Raw genomic sequence first — 13,449 nt, 5'->3', positions numbered from 1 at the left:
GTTCGGCGAGCCTTGGAGACGCCCCGGATGAACCCGACCGCCCTGCCCCCGCCTTCGCCCATGCAGCGCTGGACCGCGCTGGTGCTGGTCAGCCTGGCGATGTTCGGCAACTACTACCTCTACGACGCGCTCGGCCCGGTGGTCGACCTGATGCGCTCGCAGCTCGGTTTCAGCCACAGCCAGGTGGGCTGGCTGTACACCGCCTACAGCATCGCGGCCCTGCTGGTGCTGCTGGCGGGAGGCTGGTTCATCGACCGCTTCGGCACCCGCCTGGCCCTGCTGGTCTTCGCCGTGGTCTGCGTCATCGCCGCCGCAATGACGGCCTTGGGACCAGATTTCGAATCGATCGTGGCCGGACGCTTCCTGCTCGGCCTGGGTGCGGAACCGATGATCGTCGCCGCAACGACGGTGCTTGCCCGCTGGTTCAAGGGCAGCGAACTCAGCTTCGCCTTCGGGCTGAACCTGTCGATCTCGCGGTTGGGCTCGGCCTCGGCCGACTGGTCCACGGGCTTCGCCGCACCGCTGTACTCGAACTGGCAGGACCCGCTGTGGCTGGCGACGGCCATCGGCGGCGTCGCGGTGGCGGCGGCGATGCTTTACTGGATGCACGAGCGGCGCGTCGAAGGCCGTGCCCACCTCGGCGAGCGTGCGCCGCCGGACGAGCTGAAGCTCTCGCAGATCTTCCGCTTCCCGCGCACGTACTGGACCATCGTCGCGCTCTGCGTGGTGTTCTACGCCACGGTGTTTCCGTTCCGCGGTTTCGCCATCAACTACTTCCAGCAGGCGCACGGCCTCGATCGCGAGAGCGCCGGCGCGCTCTCCAGCCTGCTGCCCATGGCCGCCATCGTCGCCACGCCGATCTTCGGACTGATCGTGGATCGCGTCGGCAAGCGTTCCCTGTTCATGGCGGCGGGCTCGCTGCTGATGCTGCCGCTGTTCCTCGCGGTCACCTACCTGCCGCCGGGGCCGCTGGTCGGCCTGCCGGGGGGCGCCGAGGTGCCCCTCACCCTGCTCGTCTGCATCGGCCTGTTCGGATTGGTGTTTTCCCTGATCCCCGCGGTGCTGTGGCCCTCCGTGGCCCAGCTCGTCGACGAGGAGCGGCTGGGCTCCGCCTACGCGATGATGACCTTCTGCCAACAGCTCGGCATGGCCGCCGTGCCGCTGGTGATCGGCGCGCTCAACGACTGGGCGGGCGCTTCACCGGAGAACCCCGCCGGCTATACGCCGGGCATGTGGTTCTACACCGCGCTCGGCGCCTGCGGGCTGCTTTTCTCGTGGCATCTCTGGTGGTCGGGGCGCGGCCCGGCCCCGCAGCACCGCCTCGACCTTCCCCCCAGCCGCTAGGCCTCGGTCCAGCCCGCAGCGACGGCGGCTGCCGTCAGCAGGAGAAGGACCGGCGAACTGAGCACGAAGGCGCCGATGACCTGGCCGACGCCGCAGCCGGCGGCACGCGCCGTGCTGGCGATCAGCACCACGAGGTACCAGACGAGGCCGGTGAGCACGAAGGCGATGCCGAACACCTGCATGCTCACGCGGACGACGGCAGGCCCGTCCACGACCGCATCGGCCAGCAGTGGCAAGGCCGGCCCGAAGGCGACGAGCCCGACGCCGAAGAACAGCAGCAGCGGCAGCGACGACCAGAACGCCGCCGCGATGACCGGCTGCCAGGGCACCTGCACGCGCAGCACCCGCAGCGCGATCCAGCTCGCGACGGCGCCGGCCAACCACAGGCCGAGGTCGACCGGCAGCGCGGTCCACCATGGAAGTGCCTCCGACTCGATACCCGCCAGGTGGGCGGGAAGGCGTTCGAACAACAGCAGGAGCACGCCCGAAGCGAGAAACGGCAGGAGGCCGAGCGCAAGCCGCGGACGTTCCCGCAGCGCAGTGCCCGCCGCCGAGGGCGCAAACATCAGTGGCCCGAGCAGGCCCATGGCACGCGTGGCGAAAAGCGCGGCCAGCGAGCCACCGGCAAGCACGAGGGCGAACACCACCCAGACCAGGTCGCGCCAGAACACCGTGGCGGCCGCCATCGCTTCCGCACCGGTGACGATCGAGTAGTCGAGCAAGGCGTCGACGCGCTCCAGGTCGGTGCGGACCGCGGCGTAATCCTCCGGGGCGATCTCGTCGGCGAGGCGCTGCCAGCGTCCGCGGACCCGCAGGGTGTCGCCCTCGGCGTCGACCTCGCGTTCGAAGCGGAAGGCCGCGTTCTCGATGACCTCCCGCTCGGGCTCGATGTCCCATCCGCCCTTGAGCGTCATGCGGATCTCCTGAGACCCGCCGCGCGGCCCCTCGATGGCCAAGGGCCAGCGACGCTCCGGCAGCGAACTGTCGGGCAGCCAATCCGCGATCTGGAACAGGCGGAGGTTGAACTCATGGCCGGTCCCGCCACCGCCTTCGGGCTGCATCGGCGCGCGATAACGTTCGGTCACCCTGACGAGGTTGCGCGCGGCCTCATCGATGAAGCCCGGGGCCTCGGTGCTGCGGATGTCGCGGTACATGCCGCGCATGTAGTCGAGGTAGTCGCGGCCCACGTCGTCGGCACTGCCAGCGGCGAAGCGCGCACGCACGCGGTTCGCCTCGTCGCGGCGATAGGTGCTGGCCACCTCGATATCGAGATGCGGCGCGTCATCCGGATCCACCGCTTTGGCCGGCGCGCGCTCCACCACCTGCTCGACCTGCACCTCGTCCTGCCCGGGTGCGGCCTCGGGGATCGGCACCAGGTCGGCCACGCCGTCGCCCACCGGCAGGCCGCTGCCGAAGGCGGCCGGGGCCCGGTCGGCGCTGCCGCCCACTTCGACATTGCGGGTTGGATCGACGTAGTGCCATTCGCCGTCGACGCGTGCACGGACAATCACGTGGTCGAATGCGGACGGGCCGGGAAGGCGCTCGCCGATTCGACCACGCTTCACCGTATCGACGAAGACCGGCTCCGCCGCCACCCCGGCATCACGCAGCAGGCTGACGAGCAGTCGCGACTTGTCCTTGCAATCGCCAAAGCGGCGCTCCAGCGTGGCCTCGGGGCTGGCCGGCGCATGCGAGGAGCGGCCGATGGACAAGCTGACGTAGCGCACGTCGCGCTGTGCGATCTCAAGCGCGCGATGGAGGATCGCGTCCTCGCCCTCACCGGCCCTCACCGCGGCGAGCTCCTCCGCATAGCGCGGTCCGCGCTCACCGTCGTCGAACAGCGGTCGTGCCCAGCGCACGACCTCACCCCAATCGCGAGCGTTGCTGAAAGCGATCGCACCGTAGCCGTCGAAGCCCTCCGGGGCTCCGTCCTCGCTCTCCACCGCGGGCATCGGGCGAGCGACGAAGCGGCGCGCCTCGACGCCGCCGGACACCGAGGCGGTCATCGCGTACTCGATCGGGCCGGTCACGCGCCACTGCAGCGGCGTCGCAGCGGGGCCGAGGGCGCGCACCAGGCGCATGGCGGCGCCCTGCGAATACGCGGCGGAAAAAGCCGCGCTACGCAGCTCCCCGAACACCGGATTGGTGCCCGAGACGCTGTAGGCGAGGTCGACGACATCGCCGACCCGCACATCGGGGATCAGCAGGCTGGCCGTGCGCCAGCCGTCGAGGATGCCCACGTCGGCATCGTCCTCGGTGCGCAGGATGTCGATGCGCGTGGCCTGCGTGCGATCGAGCCAGCGCCCGTCGCGACGAAGGCGGATGGCATGCAGGGTGACGGTGTGGAAATCGGGCTGGAAGCCCACCGAGAAGCGGCCGCCGTCTTCCAGACCAGCGCGATCGGCGATCTCGACTACCAGCCGTCGATAGCTGACCGGCGACGGCAATGCGGCGTTCCACTGGTCGTCGACGAGCAGGTAACGCAGGCCGGAAGCGGCCGGCACTTCGGCACCATCCGGCCATTCCGGCTGTTCCACCCAGGACGGCACGGGGCCGTAACCGATGCGCGATCGGGCGGGATCGACCGTCTCCGCGAGACAGGACGCCGCGGCGAGACCGAGCAGGAGCAGCAGGAGAAGGCGGTGGAGGGCGTGGGTCATCCGTGAACCGTTGGACAGTGCGGGCTACTGGGGGACGAAGCCGGGCTGCGCGCGCACGCGTGCGAGCCATTGCGTGACGTGGGGGAAATCATCGAGCGCGATACCGGCCGCGGGGGCGTCGTGGGTGTAGGCGAACAGGGCGATGTCGGCGATGCCGAAACCGGTGCTCGCGAGGTAAGGCCGTTTCGACAGCGCCGTTTCCATCACTCCGAGAGCCTCGCGCGATTTCTCGCGCAACCGCGGCAAGTCGGCGCGGCGCGGGTGGTCGGACGGCAGGAACTTCGCGATGAAGCGCGCCACGGCGACATAGGGCTCGTGGCTGTATTGCTCGAAGAACAGCCATTGCAGCACCTCGGCGCGCTCGAAGCGGCCCTGCGGCAGCAGCGGCGAGCCTTCGGCGAGGTAGCAGAGGATGGCGTTCGACTCGGGCAGCACGCGCCCGTCGTCGAGTTCGAGCAGCGGCACCTTGCCGTTCGGGTTCTTGGCGAGGAAATCAGGCGAGCGCGTCTCGCCCTTGAACAGGTCGGTCTCGATCCACTCGAGCTCGAGGCCCAGCATCGAGGCGGCCAGCAGCGCCTTGTAGCAGTTGCCGCTGGCCCGCATGCCGTAAAGCTTCATGCGCCCTCCCCGGCCTTCGCGCCCTTCGCCGCCAACCATTCGGCGCGGGTCTGTCCCCAGATCTCGATCGGGACCTCCTCGAAGGGCGGCGGCAGCGTCCCGGGGCCGCGCTTCCGCGAGCCGAGCCGCTGGGCGACCTTCTGCGACGGCACGTTGCCGGGATCGATGCAGTGGATGGCGTCGTCCCAGCCGAGGGTTTCGAAAGCCCAGTCGCGGGCGGCGAGGCCGGCTTCCACGGCGAAACCCTGGCCCCACGCATCGGGGTGGAACGCATAGCCGATCTCATTGCCGGGCCAGCCGTCGGGGCGCCACGGCCCCATCTGGCCCAGCCAGCGGCCGCTGGACTTCTCGACCACGCTGAACATCGCGAAGCCCTGCAGCAGCCATGCACCGGGCATCTGCAGGAACTTCCGCCAGGCGGGCGCGCGCAACAGCGTGCCGCCGATGTAGCGCGCGGCGTCCTCGCTGGCCAGCATCTCGGCGTAGCGGTCGAAATCCGCCAGCACCGGCACGCGCAGCAGCAGTCGCTCGGTTTCCAGCGTCGGGCCCAGAACGGCCATCGTCATTCCCCGGATAGCGATCGGGCCCGTTGCCGGGCCCGAGGGATCAGAAGGCGTTGATGCCGGTCAGCTCGCGGCCGACCACCAACTGGTGCACCGTCTCGGTGCCCTCGTAGGTGATGACCGACTCGAGGTTCAGCGCGTGGCGGATCGGGCAGTACTCGGTGGTGATGCCGGAGCCGCCGAGCAGGTCGCGGGCCTCGCGGGCGATGTCGATCGCCATGCGCACGTTGTTCCACTTGGCCAGCGACACCTGCGTGGGCTGCATGGTGCCGGCATCCTTCAGACGACCGAGCTGCAGAGAGAGCAGCTGCGCCAGCGTGATGCGACGGGCCATGTCGGCCATCTTGACCTGCGCGCTCTGGTTGGCCGACACCGGACGGCCGAACAGGATGCGCTCCTTGGTGTAGTTCACGACTTCCGTCAGGCAGGCCTGCGCGGCGCCAATCGGCCCCCAGGTGATGCCGTAGCGAGCCTGCGTGAGGCAGCCCAGCGGGCCCTTCAAGCCCTTCACGTTCGGCAGGCGCTGGCTGTCCGGGATGCGGACGTTGTCGAAGAACAGCGCGCTGGTGACCGAAGCGCGCAGGCTCATCTTCTTGTGGATTTCCTGGGCGGCGAAGCCCTTGGTGTCCGTCGGAACGATGAAGCCCTGGATGCCGTCGTCGGTCTGCGCCCAGACAATGGCGATGTGCGCCAGGTTGCCGTTGGTGATCCACATCTTCGCGCCGTTGATCACCCAGTCACCGCCGTCCTTCTTCGCGGTGGTCTTCATGTTGGCCGGGTCGGAGCCGCCGTGCGGTTCGGTCAGGCCGAAGCAGCCGATGATCTCGGCCTTCGCCATGCCCGGCAGGTAGCGCTGGCGCTGCTCTTCGCTGCCGTAGGCGTAGATCGGGTACATGCACAGCGAGCTCTGCACCGAGACGAAGCTGCGGATGCCGGAATCGCCGCGCTCGAGTTCTTGGCAGATCAGGCCGTAGCTGACGGCATTGAGGCCGGCGCAGCCGTACTGCTCCGGCAGCGAAGAACCGAGCAGGCCCATCGACGCGATCTCGGGCACCAGTTCCTTCGGGAAGCGGCCCTGGTCGAACGCGTCGCCGATGATCGGGATGACCTTCTCGTCGGTGAAGCGGGCGACGGCGTCCTGGACGGCGCATTCTTCCTCGGTGAGCAGCGAACGGATGTCGAACAGATCGGTCGGGTTCAGGGGCATGGCGGGGGCTCGCTCGGAAAGGGAAGAGGCCGGAAAACCGGCCTCTTCGGGATGCAAGGATTGTAGCCCAGCCGGCCGGGGCGCTGCCGCCCCGGAGTGACGGCGGCGTGCGCTCAGCCTTGGGTGTCGGCCACCGGGGCCGGGTTGGCGACGATGATCACGCCGTCCTTGATCGGCAGGCGCTCGCCCGGCTTGTCGATGGTGCGGACCGTGCCGCCCTGGCCCTCGTAGGTCCAGCGGACGTCATAGCCGATGACCTTGTCGCGCTCACCGAGCTGGATCGTGTCGCCGGGCTTCTCGTCGAGGCGGAGGTTCTTCACCTCACCCTCCAGCGCGTACTGCACGTCGTAGCCCACGACCTCTTCACGCGGCTCGCTGACCGTCCGGCAGTCCTGCACGGTCTCGTTGTAGCGCTGGCCGCCGGTGTGGTTGCGGTCGATCTCGCGCCCGGCATAGCCGCCCGCCACGGCGCCGGCCACCGTCGCGACGTCGCGGCCTCGGCCACCACCCACCTGGTTACCGAGCAGGCCGCCCACCAGCGCCCCGACGACCATGCCGTCCTTGTCGCCGAAGCGTTCCTGGGCACGACGCTCGACCACGCGGTCCTCGCAGACCTGGCGCGTGCCGGTCACGGTCTCCTTGATCGGGGTCGCGGCCAGCACGTTGGCGAGGATCGGCTCCTTCACGGTGATGGGCTCGGCCGCGACCACGTCGGCGTAGCTCGGGCCGAAAACGTTGTATGCGCCTACGGCGGCGCCAGCCGCGAGAACGACGCTGATGGCGATGAGAGTCTTGGTGTTCATGGCATTCCCCGGGGTGGACAGCGCAATCGCGCGCTGACGGGCAACATGCCGCGGCGAAACTGAACACGCGCCGAAACTGTCAATCCATGTGTTCAGCGCCGGTGTATCGTCCGGCCATCGCCCACGGAGGTTCCCCATGCGCGCCCTGCTCGTCCCCGCCATCACGAAGTTCCTCGGCGACCTGCGCTTCCGCAACCTGTTCCTGATCACGGCCGCGCTGTTCGCGATCAACCTTGTCGTTCCGGACTTCATTCCCCTCGCCGATGAGCTGCTTCTCGGCCTCGCGACGCTGGTGCTCGCCCGCTGGAAGGATCGCAAGGCACCGCCGGCCGAAGCGCCCCCCACGGCGCAGACGGCGCCGCGCGACGTCATCGACCTGCCGCGCGACCAGGTGCGCCGCGAGGGCTGAGTGCGGCTCTACGACAGCCACAGCCACCTCGACGCTCCCGAGTTCGAGGCCGACCGCGAGGCCGTGATCGGCCGCGCCGAGGCTGTCGGCGTCATGCAGCAACTGGTGCCCGCCGTCGCCTTCCAGGCCTGGCCGGCGCTGAAAGCGACCTGCGCGCTGCGCCCAGGCCTGAAGGCCGCCTACGGCCTGCACCCGATGGTCCTCGCCGAGCACCGGCCAGAGCATCTGGACGCCCTTCCCGACTGGATCGAACGCGAGCGGCCCGCCGCCGTCGGCGAGTGCGGGCTGGATTTCTTCGTCGAGGGGCTGGATCCGGAGTCCCAGCGGCGCTACTTCGTCCGCCAACTGGAGATCGCCCGCGACTTCGGCCTGCCTGTGGTGCTGCATGCCCGGCGCGCGGTGGACGAGATCATCGCCACGATCCGCCGCATCGGCGGGCTGCGCGGCGTGGTGCACAGCTGGTCGGGCAGCGAGGAACAGGCCGCGCAGCTCTATCGGCTCGGCTTCTCGCTGGGCATCGGCGGACCGGTGACTTTCGAGCGCGCGCAGCGCTTGCGGCGCACGGTGGCGACGATGCCGATCGAACACCTGCTGCTCGAAACCGACAGCCCGGACCAGCCCGATGCGACGCGGCGCGGCCAGCGCAACGAACCCGCCTTCCTCGTCGACGTGCTGCGCGAGGTGGCGCGGCTTCGCGGCGAGGACGAATCGGTGGTCGCCGAGGCGACGCGACGCAATGCGGAAGCGCTGTTCGGCGCCTGAATCTGAAAGCGCTGCGCGAGCGGCAAGCGTGTGGTTTTTCAGTCCGCTTTCTTCAACAGCATCTCAATGGCCTTGCCCGCCGCGACGAAGGCGAAGGTGCCGGTGAGGTGCGTCGCCGCCCCGAGGCCCATGCCGCAGTCCAGCTTTAGGGCCGCATCGGGATCGAGCGCTGGCCGCAGGCCGCACACCGAACCGTCGGCCTGCGGGTAGCGAACGTTCTCGAGCGAGTAGACCGCCGGCACGCCAAAGTAGCGGTCCTTGTTCTTCGGGAAGTTGAACTCGCCGCGCAGCTTCTTCCGCACCAGCGCCAGCAACGCGTCGTGCTCGGTGCGCGAGAGGTCGCGCACGCGCACCAGGGTCGGATCGATGCGGCCGCCAGCGGAGCCGACGACGACGATCGGCTGCTTGCGGCGCCGGCAGAAGGCGATGGTCTCGACCTTGGCCCGGAAGCTGTCGAAGGCATCGAGCACGAGGTCGAAGCCACCATCCAGCTGTTCCGCCAGGTTGGCGGGCGTCACGAACGCCGCGACCGCGCGAACGTCCAGCGCGGGATTGATGCGCCGGAAACGCTCGGCCAGCACCTCGACCTTCGACCGGCCGTACTCGCCGTCGAGCGCATGCAACTGACGGTTCGTGTTGGAGACGCAGAGGTCGTCGGCATCGATCAAGGTGAGCCGGCCGACGCCGCTGCGCACCAGCGCTTCGGCGGCCCAGGAGCCGACGCCCCCGAGGCCGACGACGGCGACATGCTTGCCGGACAGGCGGGCGACGGTGCCGGTGCCGTAGAGGCGGTCGATGCCGGCGAAACGGGGATCGGGCGACGCGGTGCGCTCGGAGGCGACGGCCGTCGGGGCTGCGGGGCGGGACATCATCGCCACAGTGTAAGCCGCACCCTCGCGCGACCCGAAGCGACGGCTCGCGTTCAGTTCGCACGGACTAGCGTTCAGGCACCAACGCCCCCCCGGGAGATCCGCCATGACGACCCTCTCCATCCCACGCCCCGCCCTTGCCCTCGGCTTGGTCGCCACTGCGCTGCTGTCCGCCTGCAGCACCCAGCCGACCACCCGCCGCTACGCGCAGTACGAGCCGGCGCCCTACCAGGAGCCGCAGCGCTGTTACGACTGCGGCACCGTCGAAACCATCGTCCGCGTCTACGGGGCTCGGGACAACACGCGCACGGGTGCTGTGATCGGCGGCGTGCTCGGGGCCATCGTCGGCCGCGAGTTGGCCGACGACAGCAGCCGCGGACGCCGGAACACCGCCACCGTGGCCGGTGCCGCGGCTGGCGCCCTCGCCGGCAACGCCATCGAAAACCGCGCGAACGAGGAGTCCTTCGACGTCACCGTGCGGATGGACGATGGCCGTCGCCTGACTGTCAACGTGACCACGCTGCCGAACGGTGTGCGCAACGGCGCCTACGTGCGTTACGACGGCCGCCGCCTGCAGGCGCTGCGCTGACGGCCTGCTATCGTTCCGGCGCCGGCAGGCCGCCGGTGTCGGAATGGAGCGGAAGGCAATGCGTAGCGTGGTGACCCTGATCATCGGACTGTTCGTGGGCGCCATGCTCACCGTCATCGCCCTCAACAGCATGAAGAAAGGCACGGCGTACCCGAACGGCGTGATGGCGGTGATGTCGGCCCAGATGGGCCAGCTCGACGCCCGCATCAAGGCCAAGGCCTGCGCGGGCCCGGACCTCGAAGCCAACCTCGGCACGCTCGTCGCCCTGGGCAACGACCTCGAACCTGCCTTCCTGCCGACGCCCGACGACGAAGCCTTCAGCAAGTACGCCTCGGATTACCGCGCGGCCGTCGATGCCGCCTTGGCCACGGCGCCCGCCGACTGCGACGCCGCAGCGAAGTCCCTCAACACCATCAGCGCGACCTGCAAAGCCTGCCACCAGCAGTTCAAGAGCTGAGGCCGCCCCGCCCGCCGGGCCACCACCCGGCGATCGCATCGGCCACCGCCCGCGGTTCACGCATCCAGGCGAAGTGATCGGCGGCGACGCCGAGGTGTCCGGTATCGAGCAAGCGCTCGCTGGCCGAGAGGGTTCCGGTGGCGGCGATCAGGGCCTGTAGCGACGCCGCCGGCACCAGTCGGTCCTCGGCCAGGCGCACGCCGAGGAAAGGCAGGTCGAGGGCCGCGATCCGCTCTCCGAACCGCTCGGGCAGCCCCGGCAGACCGTCGTAGTGGCCGCGGCGCACCGTCTGCGCCCAATCGCGCATCAGTTGCCCAGCCTCGCGGCCAGCGAAGCCGAGGCGATGCCCGGGATAGTTGCCGACCGCGCGCGTCAGCGGCGGCAGCACGTGGCCGAACGCGCCGACCAGCCAGCGCAGCGGCCCCGGGAACAAACGCCAATGCGGCACGCCGCTACCCACGGCGACGAGGCCCTGCGCGCCGCCGTGCAGGGCCGCCGCCATGACCGCGAACTGTGCGCCGATGCTGTGGCCGCCATGGAGCAGCGGCAGACCCGGATGCGACGATCGCAGCGCCGCGGCGGTGGCGGGGATGTCCTCGAGCAGCAACTCGCGGTAACCCCAGTCGAGGCGCCGCGAGGGTCGCGCCGGATGCGCGCCGGTGCCGCGCCACTCGTGCACGCCGAGGGCGATGCCGTGGGCCGACAGCGAGGCACCGAGGCGCTCGTACTTGCGCGCGGGAACGCCCAACGCGGGGAGCCACAGCAGGGCCGCGCGGGCCGGGATCGGGGCATCGGACATGGCCCGAGCATGGCCGAAGGCACATGCCGGCGTCACGTGACGAACGACATCCTTGCGCCCATGACCGCTTGCCATCGCACGACGGGCGCCGCCCCGCGCCGCCTGCCCCTTCCTTTCGCCCTCGCCGTGGCCTTGGCCGCGACGTCCGCCACCGCCCGCGCCGCAGAGACACCCGCCCTGGCCATCGACGGCCGGCTCGACGAGGCCGCCTGGGCCGACGCCCGCGTCTTCGACCAGTTCGTCATCGTCGAACCGTGGACGGAAGCTGCGCCGGACCCGGCCCTAGCCACCGAGGTCCGCCTGCTGTCGACGCCGTCCGGCATCGCCCTCGGTTTCCGCATGAAGCAGCCGGCCGACGTGCCCCTGCTGGCGCCGAAGGTGGCGCGCGACGAGATGACCACCGCGGACCGCGTCAACGTCTACCTCGATTTCGACGGCGACGGCCGCGCGGCCTACAACTTCGCGGTGCTGGCCTCGGGCTCGATCCAGGACAACACCATCACCAACGAGACCCAGTTCAGCCCCGACTTCGACGGCGATTGGAAACACGCCGTGCACACCGAGGACGGCGGCTGGAGCGTGGAGATCCTGATCCCGTGGACCACGGCGGCCATGCGCGGCGCCGATGCCCCGGAGCGCACCATCGGCCTGCACCTCGACCGCGTGGTGGCCAGCCGCAACGAACGCCAAGGTTGGCCAGCGACCTCGTTCTACCGCGGCCGGTTCGTCTCGGAGTTCGCCAAGGTCGAGATCCCGCAGTACCCGGCCTCGCTGCTGCACGTGTGGCCCTATGCGACGGTGATCCACGACCAGCTCGACGGCGACACCCGCTGGAAGACCGGTGCCGACCTGTTCTGGAAGCCCTCCGCGAGCTTCCAGCTCTCGGCCGCGCTGAACCCCGATTTCGGCCAGGTGGAAGCCGACGACCTCGTGGTGAATTTCGAGGCCGTCGAGGTGTTCTTCAGCGACAAGCGGCCGTTCTTCACCGAGAACCAGACCTTCTTCGACCTGCGCACGCCGGACAGCGGCCAGCTCGTCTACACGCGGCGCATCGGCGGCCCGGCCGACGACGGCCAGGGCGTGTCGGACATCGACCTCGCGCTGAAGGCCAACGGCAGCTGGGGGCGCTTGGGCTATGGCGTTTTCGGCGCCACCGAGGACGGCGACGCCGGCCGCGACTTCCGCGTGGGGCGCCTGCTCTGGGACGCGAGCGAACGGCTCGGCCTCGGCTGGCTCGGCACGCAAGTGGAGCGCCCCTTCCTCGACCGGACGGCCGACGTGCAGGCCGCCGACCTGCGCTGGCAGGCTGGCGATTCACTGCTGGTGAATGCGCAGGTGATGGGCTCGCGGGTCGAGCAGGCCGGGCGCGAACGCAGCGGCCAGGGCGGCTGGGTCCGCGCGAACTGGAACCCCTCCTCGGCCTGGCGCTACGAGCTGGAAGCCACCCATTTCGGCCAAGGCCTCGACTTCAACGACCTCGGCTTCATGCGCCGCGGCAGCCTCAACGAAGTCGAACTGACCGGCGAGTACAACCACACCATCGACGACGCCGGCAGCACGCTCGCGTCCACCCGCTGGTACGCCGAACTGCAAGCGCGGCGCAGCGACAGCGGCGTGCGCCTGCCGACGTGGCTGATCCTCGAGCACAGCACTACCTTCCGGAACGGCGACATCGTCGAAGCCGGCCTGATCCCGCGCAGCGACGGCTTCGACGACCTGCTCTCGCGAGGCAACGGGCTGGTGTGGCGCTCCGCGCGCACCGAGGCCTATGCCGGCTGGTACCCGAGCCGCGAAGGGAAGCTCGGCTGGGACTTCAACCTCAGCGCTCGTCCGGAGGGCCTGTCCCGCGCGACGGCCGTCGAGGCCGACCTGCAGCTGTACTGGTTCCCGAACGAGCGCGTGAACCTGATGTTCGAGATCGAGCCGATGTGGAGCCCGGACTGGTTGATCTGGAAGGGCGGCACGCGCTTCGCCCGCCACAGCCGCCGGCTCGACGCCGCCAACCTCGGCCTGAACTGGTTCCCGGCGCCGAAGCACGAGATCCGCGTGAAGGCCGAATGGCTGGCCATCCGCGCCCGCGAGGGCCGCCGCTACCAGCTCGGGCCGGACACCCGGCTGCGCCCGATCGCCGGGGCCGAGCCGGACTTCGACATCAACAACTTCGGCGTGCAGGTGCGCTACCGCTGGGAGTTCGCGCCGCAGTCGGACGTGTACCTCGTCTGGTCGCGCGGTGGCTTCCTCCGCGAGGAGCGTAGCGGTGAGTCGACCCTCGACCTTCTGGACGAAGCCCTGGCCCTCCGAGACGCCGACCAGTTCCTCGCAAAAGTGCGTTACCGCTTCTGATCGGCACCCGGCCTTGCGCTAATCTG

General features: G+C 69.9%; 13 protein-coding genes. 6 read left to right on the top strand and 7 right to left on the bottom strand.

The window, feature by feature from the left end; all coding sequences use genetic code 11:
• The first annotated feature begins 60 nt into the window (after nt 1-60).
• Nucleotides 61-1,344, top strand: coding sequence for an MFS transporter (locus ACIQ6S_RS11790; RefSeq protein WP_397608535.1), 1,284 nt, complete (start codon nt 61-63; stop codon nt 1,342-1,344).
• Here ACIQ6S_RS11790 and ACIQ6S_RS11785 read toward each other — a convergent pair.
• The 5 genes from ACIQ6S_RS11785 to ACIQ6S_RS11765 all read right to left on the bottom strand — a co-directional run bounded on the left by ACIQ6S_RS11785 (nt 1,341) and on the right by ACIQ6S_RS11765 (nt 7,195).
• Entirely contained in the window at nt 1,341-4,004 is a 2,664-nt protein-coding gene (locus ACIQ6S_RS11785) for a DUF3857 domain-containing protein (protein WP_397608534.1), read from the bottom strand. The genes ACIQ6S_RS11790 and ACIQ6S_RS11785 overlap by 4 nt on opposite strands.
• Nucleotides 4,005-4,028: 24 nt before the next feature.
• Nucleotides 4,029-4,622: a glutathione S-transferase family protein gene (locus tag ACIQ6S_RS11780; protein ID WP_397573343.1), complete on the bottom strand. Its 594-nt coding sequence runs from the start codon at nt 4,620-4,622 to the stop codon at nt 4,029-4,031.
• Nucleotides 4,619-5,182 carry a GNAT family N-acetyltransferase gene (locus ACIQ6S_RS11775; RefSeq protein ID WP_397608533.1) on the bottom strand — a complete coding sequence of 188 codons (564 nt, stop codon included), beginning with the start codon at nt 5,180-5,182 and terminating at the stop codon, nt 4,619-4,621. Before ACIQ6S_RS11775 ends, ACIQ6S_RS11780 begins: the two co-directional genes overlap by 4 nt.
• A gap of 46 nt (nt 5,183-5,228) precedes the next feature.
• Nucleotides 5,229-6,392: an acyl-CoA dehydrogenase family protein gene (locus tag ACIQ6S_RS11770; RefSeq protein ID WP_397608532.1), complete on the bottom strand. Its 1,164-nt coding sequence runs from the start codon at nt 6,390-6,392 to the stop codon at nt 5,229-5,231.
• A 113-nt stretch (nt 6,393-6,505) separates the two neighbouring features.
• Entirely contained in the window at nt 6,506-7,195 is a 690-nt protein-coding gene (locus ACIQ6S_RS11765; RefSeq protein ID WP_397608531.1) for a glycine zipper 2TM domain-containing protein, read from the bottom strand.
• A gap of 136 nt (nt 7,196-7,331) precedes the next feature.
• On the opposite strand from ACIQ6S_RS11765, the gene ACIQ6S_RS11760 reads away from it, so the two are divergent.
• On the top strand, nt 7,332-7,604 hold the full coding sequence (locus tag ACIQ6S_RS11760; RefSeq protein WP_397608530.1) for a DUF6116 family protein: 273 nt from the start codon (nt 7,332-7,334) through the stop codon (nt 7,602-7,604).
• Nucleotides 7,605-8,366 (top strand): TatD family hydrolase, encoded by a 762-nt coding sequence (locus ACIQ6S_RS11755; protein WP_397608529.1) that lies wholly within the window; start codon nt 7,605-7,607, stop codon nt 8,364-8,366.
• 38 nt (nt 8,367-8,404) lie between these two features.
• On the opposite strand, the gene ACIQ6S_RS11750 is transcribed toward ACIQ6S_RS11755, so the two are convergent.
• Nucleotides 8,405-9,235: a ThiF family adenylyltransferase gene (locus tag ACIQ6S_RS11750; protein ID WP_397608554.1), complete on the bottom strand. Its 831-nt coding sequence runs from the start codon at nt 9,233-9,235 to the stop codon at nt 8,405-8,407.
• A gap of 121 nt (nt 9,236-9,356) precedes the next feature.
• Here ACIQ6S_RS11750 and ACIQ6S_RS11745 point away from each other — a divergent pair, with 121 nt between their 5' ends.
• Nucleotides 9,357-9,824 (top strand): glycine zipper 2TM domain-containing protein, encoded by a 468-nt coding sequence (locus ACIQ6S_RS11745; protein ID WP_397608553.1) that lies wholly within the window; start codon nt 9,357-9,359, stop codon nt 9,822-9,824.
• Between the two features lie 58 nt (nt 9,825-9,882).
• A complete protein-coding gene (locus tag ACIQ6S_RS11740; protein ID WP_397608528.1) occupies nt 9,883-10,281 on the top strand; it encodes a hypothetical protein in 399 nt (132 codons plus the stop codon).
• Here ACIQ6S_RS11740 and ACIQ6S_RS11735 read toward each other — a convergent pair.
• Nucleotides 10,271-11,080 (bottom strand): serine aminopeptidase domain-containing protein, encoded by an 810-nt coding sequence (locus ACIQ6S_RS11735; protein WP_397608527.1) that lies wholly within the window; start codon nt 11,078-11,080, stop codon nt 10,271-10,273. The two genes, ACIQ6S_RS11740 and ACIQ6S_RS11735, sit on opposite strands and share 11 nt — an antisense overlap.
• 60 nt (nt 11,081-11,140) lie before the next feature.
• Here ACIQ6S_RS11735 and ACIQ6S_RS11730 point away from each other — a divergent pair, with 60 nt between their 5' ends.
• Nucleotides 11,141-13,423 (top strand): DUF5916 domain-containing protein, encoded by a 2,283-nt coding sequence (locus ACIQ6S_RS11730; RefSeq protein ID WP_397608526.1) that lies wholly within the window; start codon nt 11,141-11,143, stop codon nt 13,421-13,423.
• The last annotated feature ends 26 nt before the right edge of the window (nt 13,424-13,449 follow it).

The sequence above is a fragment of the Silanimonas sp. genome (assembly GCF_044377035.1).
Classification (GTDB): Bacteria; Pseudomonadota; Gammaproteobacteria; order Xanthomonadales; family Xanthomonadaceae; genus Silanimonas.
This window is presented reverse-complemented; position numbering and strand designations above follow the sequence as displayed.

Excerpts from the sequence above, each read along its gene's own strand:
- ACIQ6S_RS11775 (WP_397608533.1), bottom strand. The coding sequence starts at position 5,182 with ATGGCCGTTCTGGGCCCGACGCTGGAAACCGAGCGACTGCTGCTGCGC.
- ACIQ6S_RS11765 (WP_397608531.1), bottom strand. The coding sequence starts at position 7,195 with ATGAACACCAAGACTCTCATCGCCATCAGCGTCGTTCTCGCGGCTGGC.
- ACIQ6S_RS11760 (WP_397608530.1), top strand. The coding sequence starts at position 7,332 with ATGCGCGCCCTGCTCGTCCCCGCCATCACGAAGTTCCTCGGCGACCTG.
- ACIQ6S_RS11735 (WP_397608527.1), bottom strand. The coding sequence starts at position 11,080 with ATGTCCGATGCCCCGATCCCGGCCCGCGCGGCCCTGCTGTGGCTCCCC.
- ACIQ6S_RS11780 (WP_397573343.1), bottom strand. The coding sequence starts at position 4,622 with ATGAAGCTTTACGGCATGCGGGCCAGCGGCAACTGCTACAAGGCGCTG.
- ACIQ6S_RS11750 (WP_397608554.1), bottom strand. The coding sequence starts at position 9,235 with ATGTCCCGCCCCGCAGCCCCGACGGCCGTCGCCTCCGAGCGCACCGCG.
- ACIQ6S_RS11785 (WP_397608534.1), bottom strand. The coding sequence starts at position 4,004 with ATGACCCACGCCCTCCACCGCCTTCTCCTGCTGCTCCTGCTCGGTCTC.
- ACIQ6S_RS11790 (WP_397608535.1), top strand. The coding sequence starts at position 61 with ATGCAGCGCTGGACCGCGCTGGTGCTGGTCAGCCTGGCGATGTTCGGC.
- ACIQ6S_RS11730 (WP_397608526.1), top strand. The coding sequence starts at position 11,141 with ATGACCGCTTGCCATCGCACGACGGGCGCCGCCCCGCGCCGCCTGCCC.
- ACIQ6S_RS11770 (WP_397608532.1), bottom strand. The coding sequence starts at position 6,392 with ATGCCCCTGAACCCGACCGATCTGTTCGACATCCGTTCGCTGCTCACC.
- ACIQ6S_RS11740 (WP_397608528.1), top strand. The coding sequence starts at position 9,883 with ATGCGTAGCGTGGTGACCCTGATCATCGGACTGTTCGTGGGCGCCATG.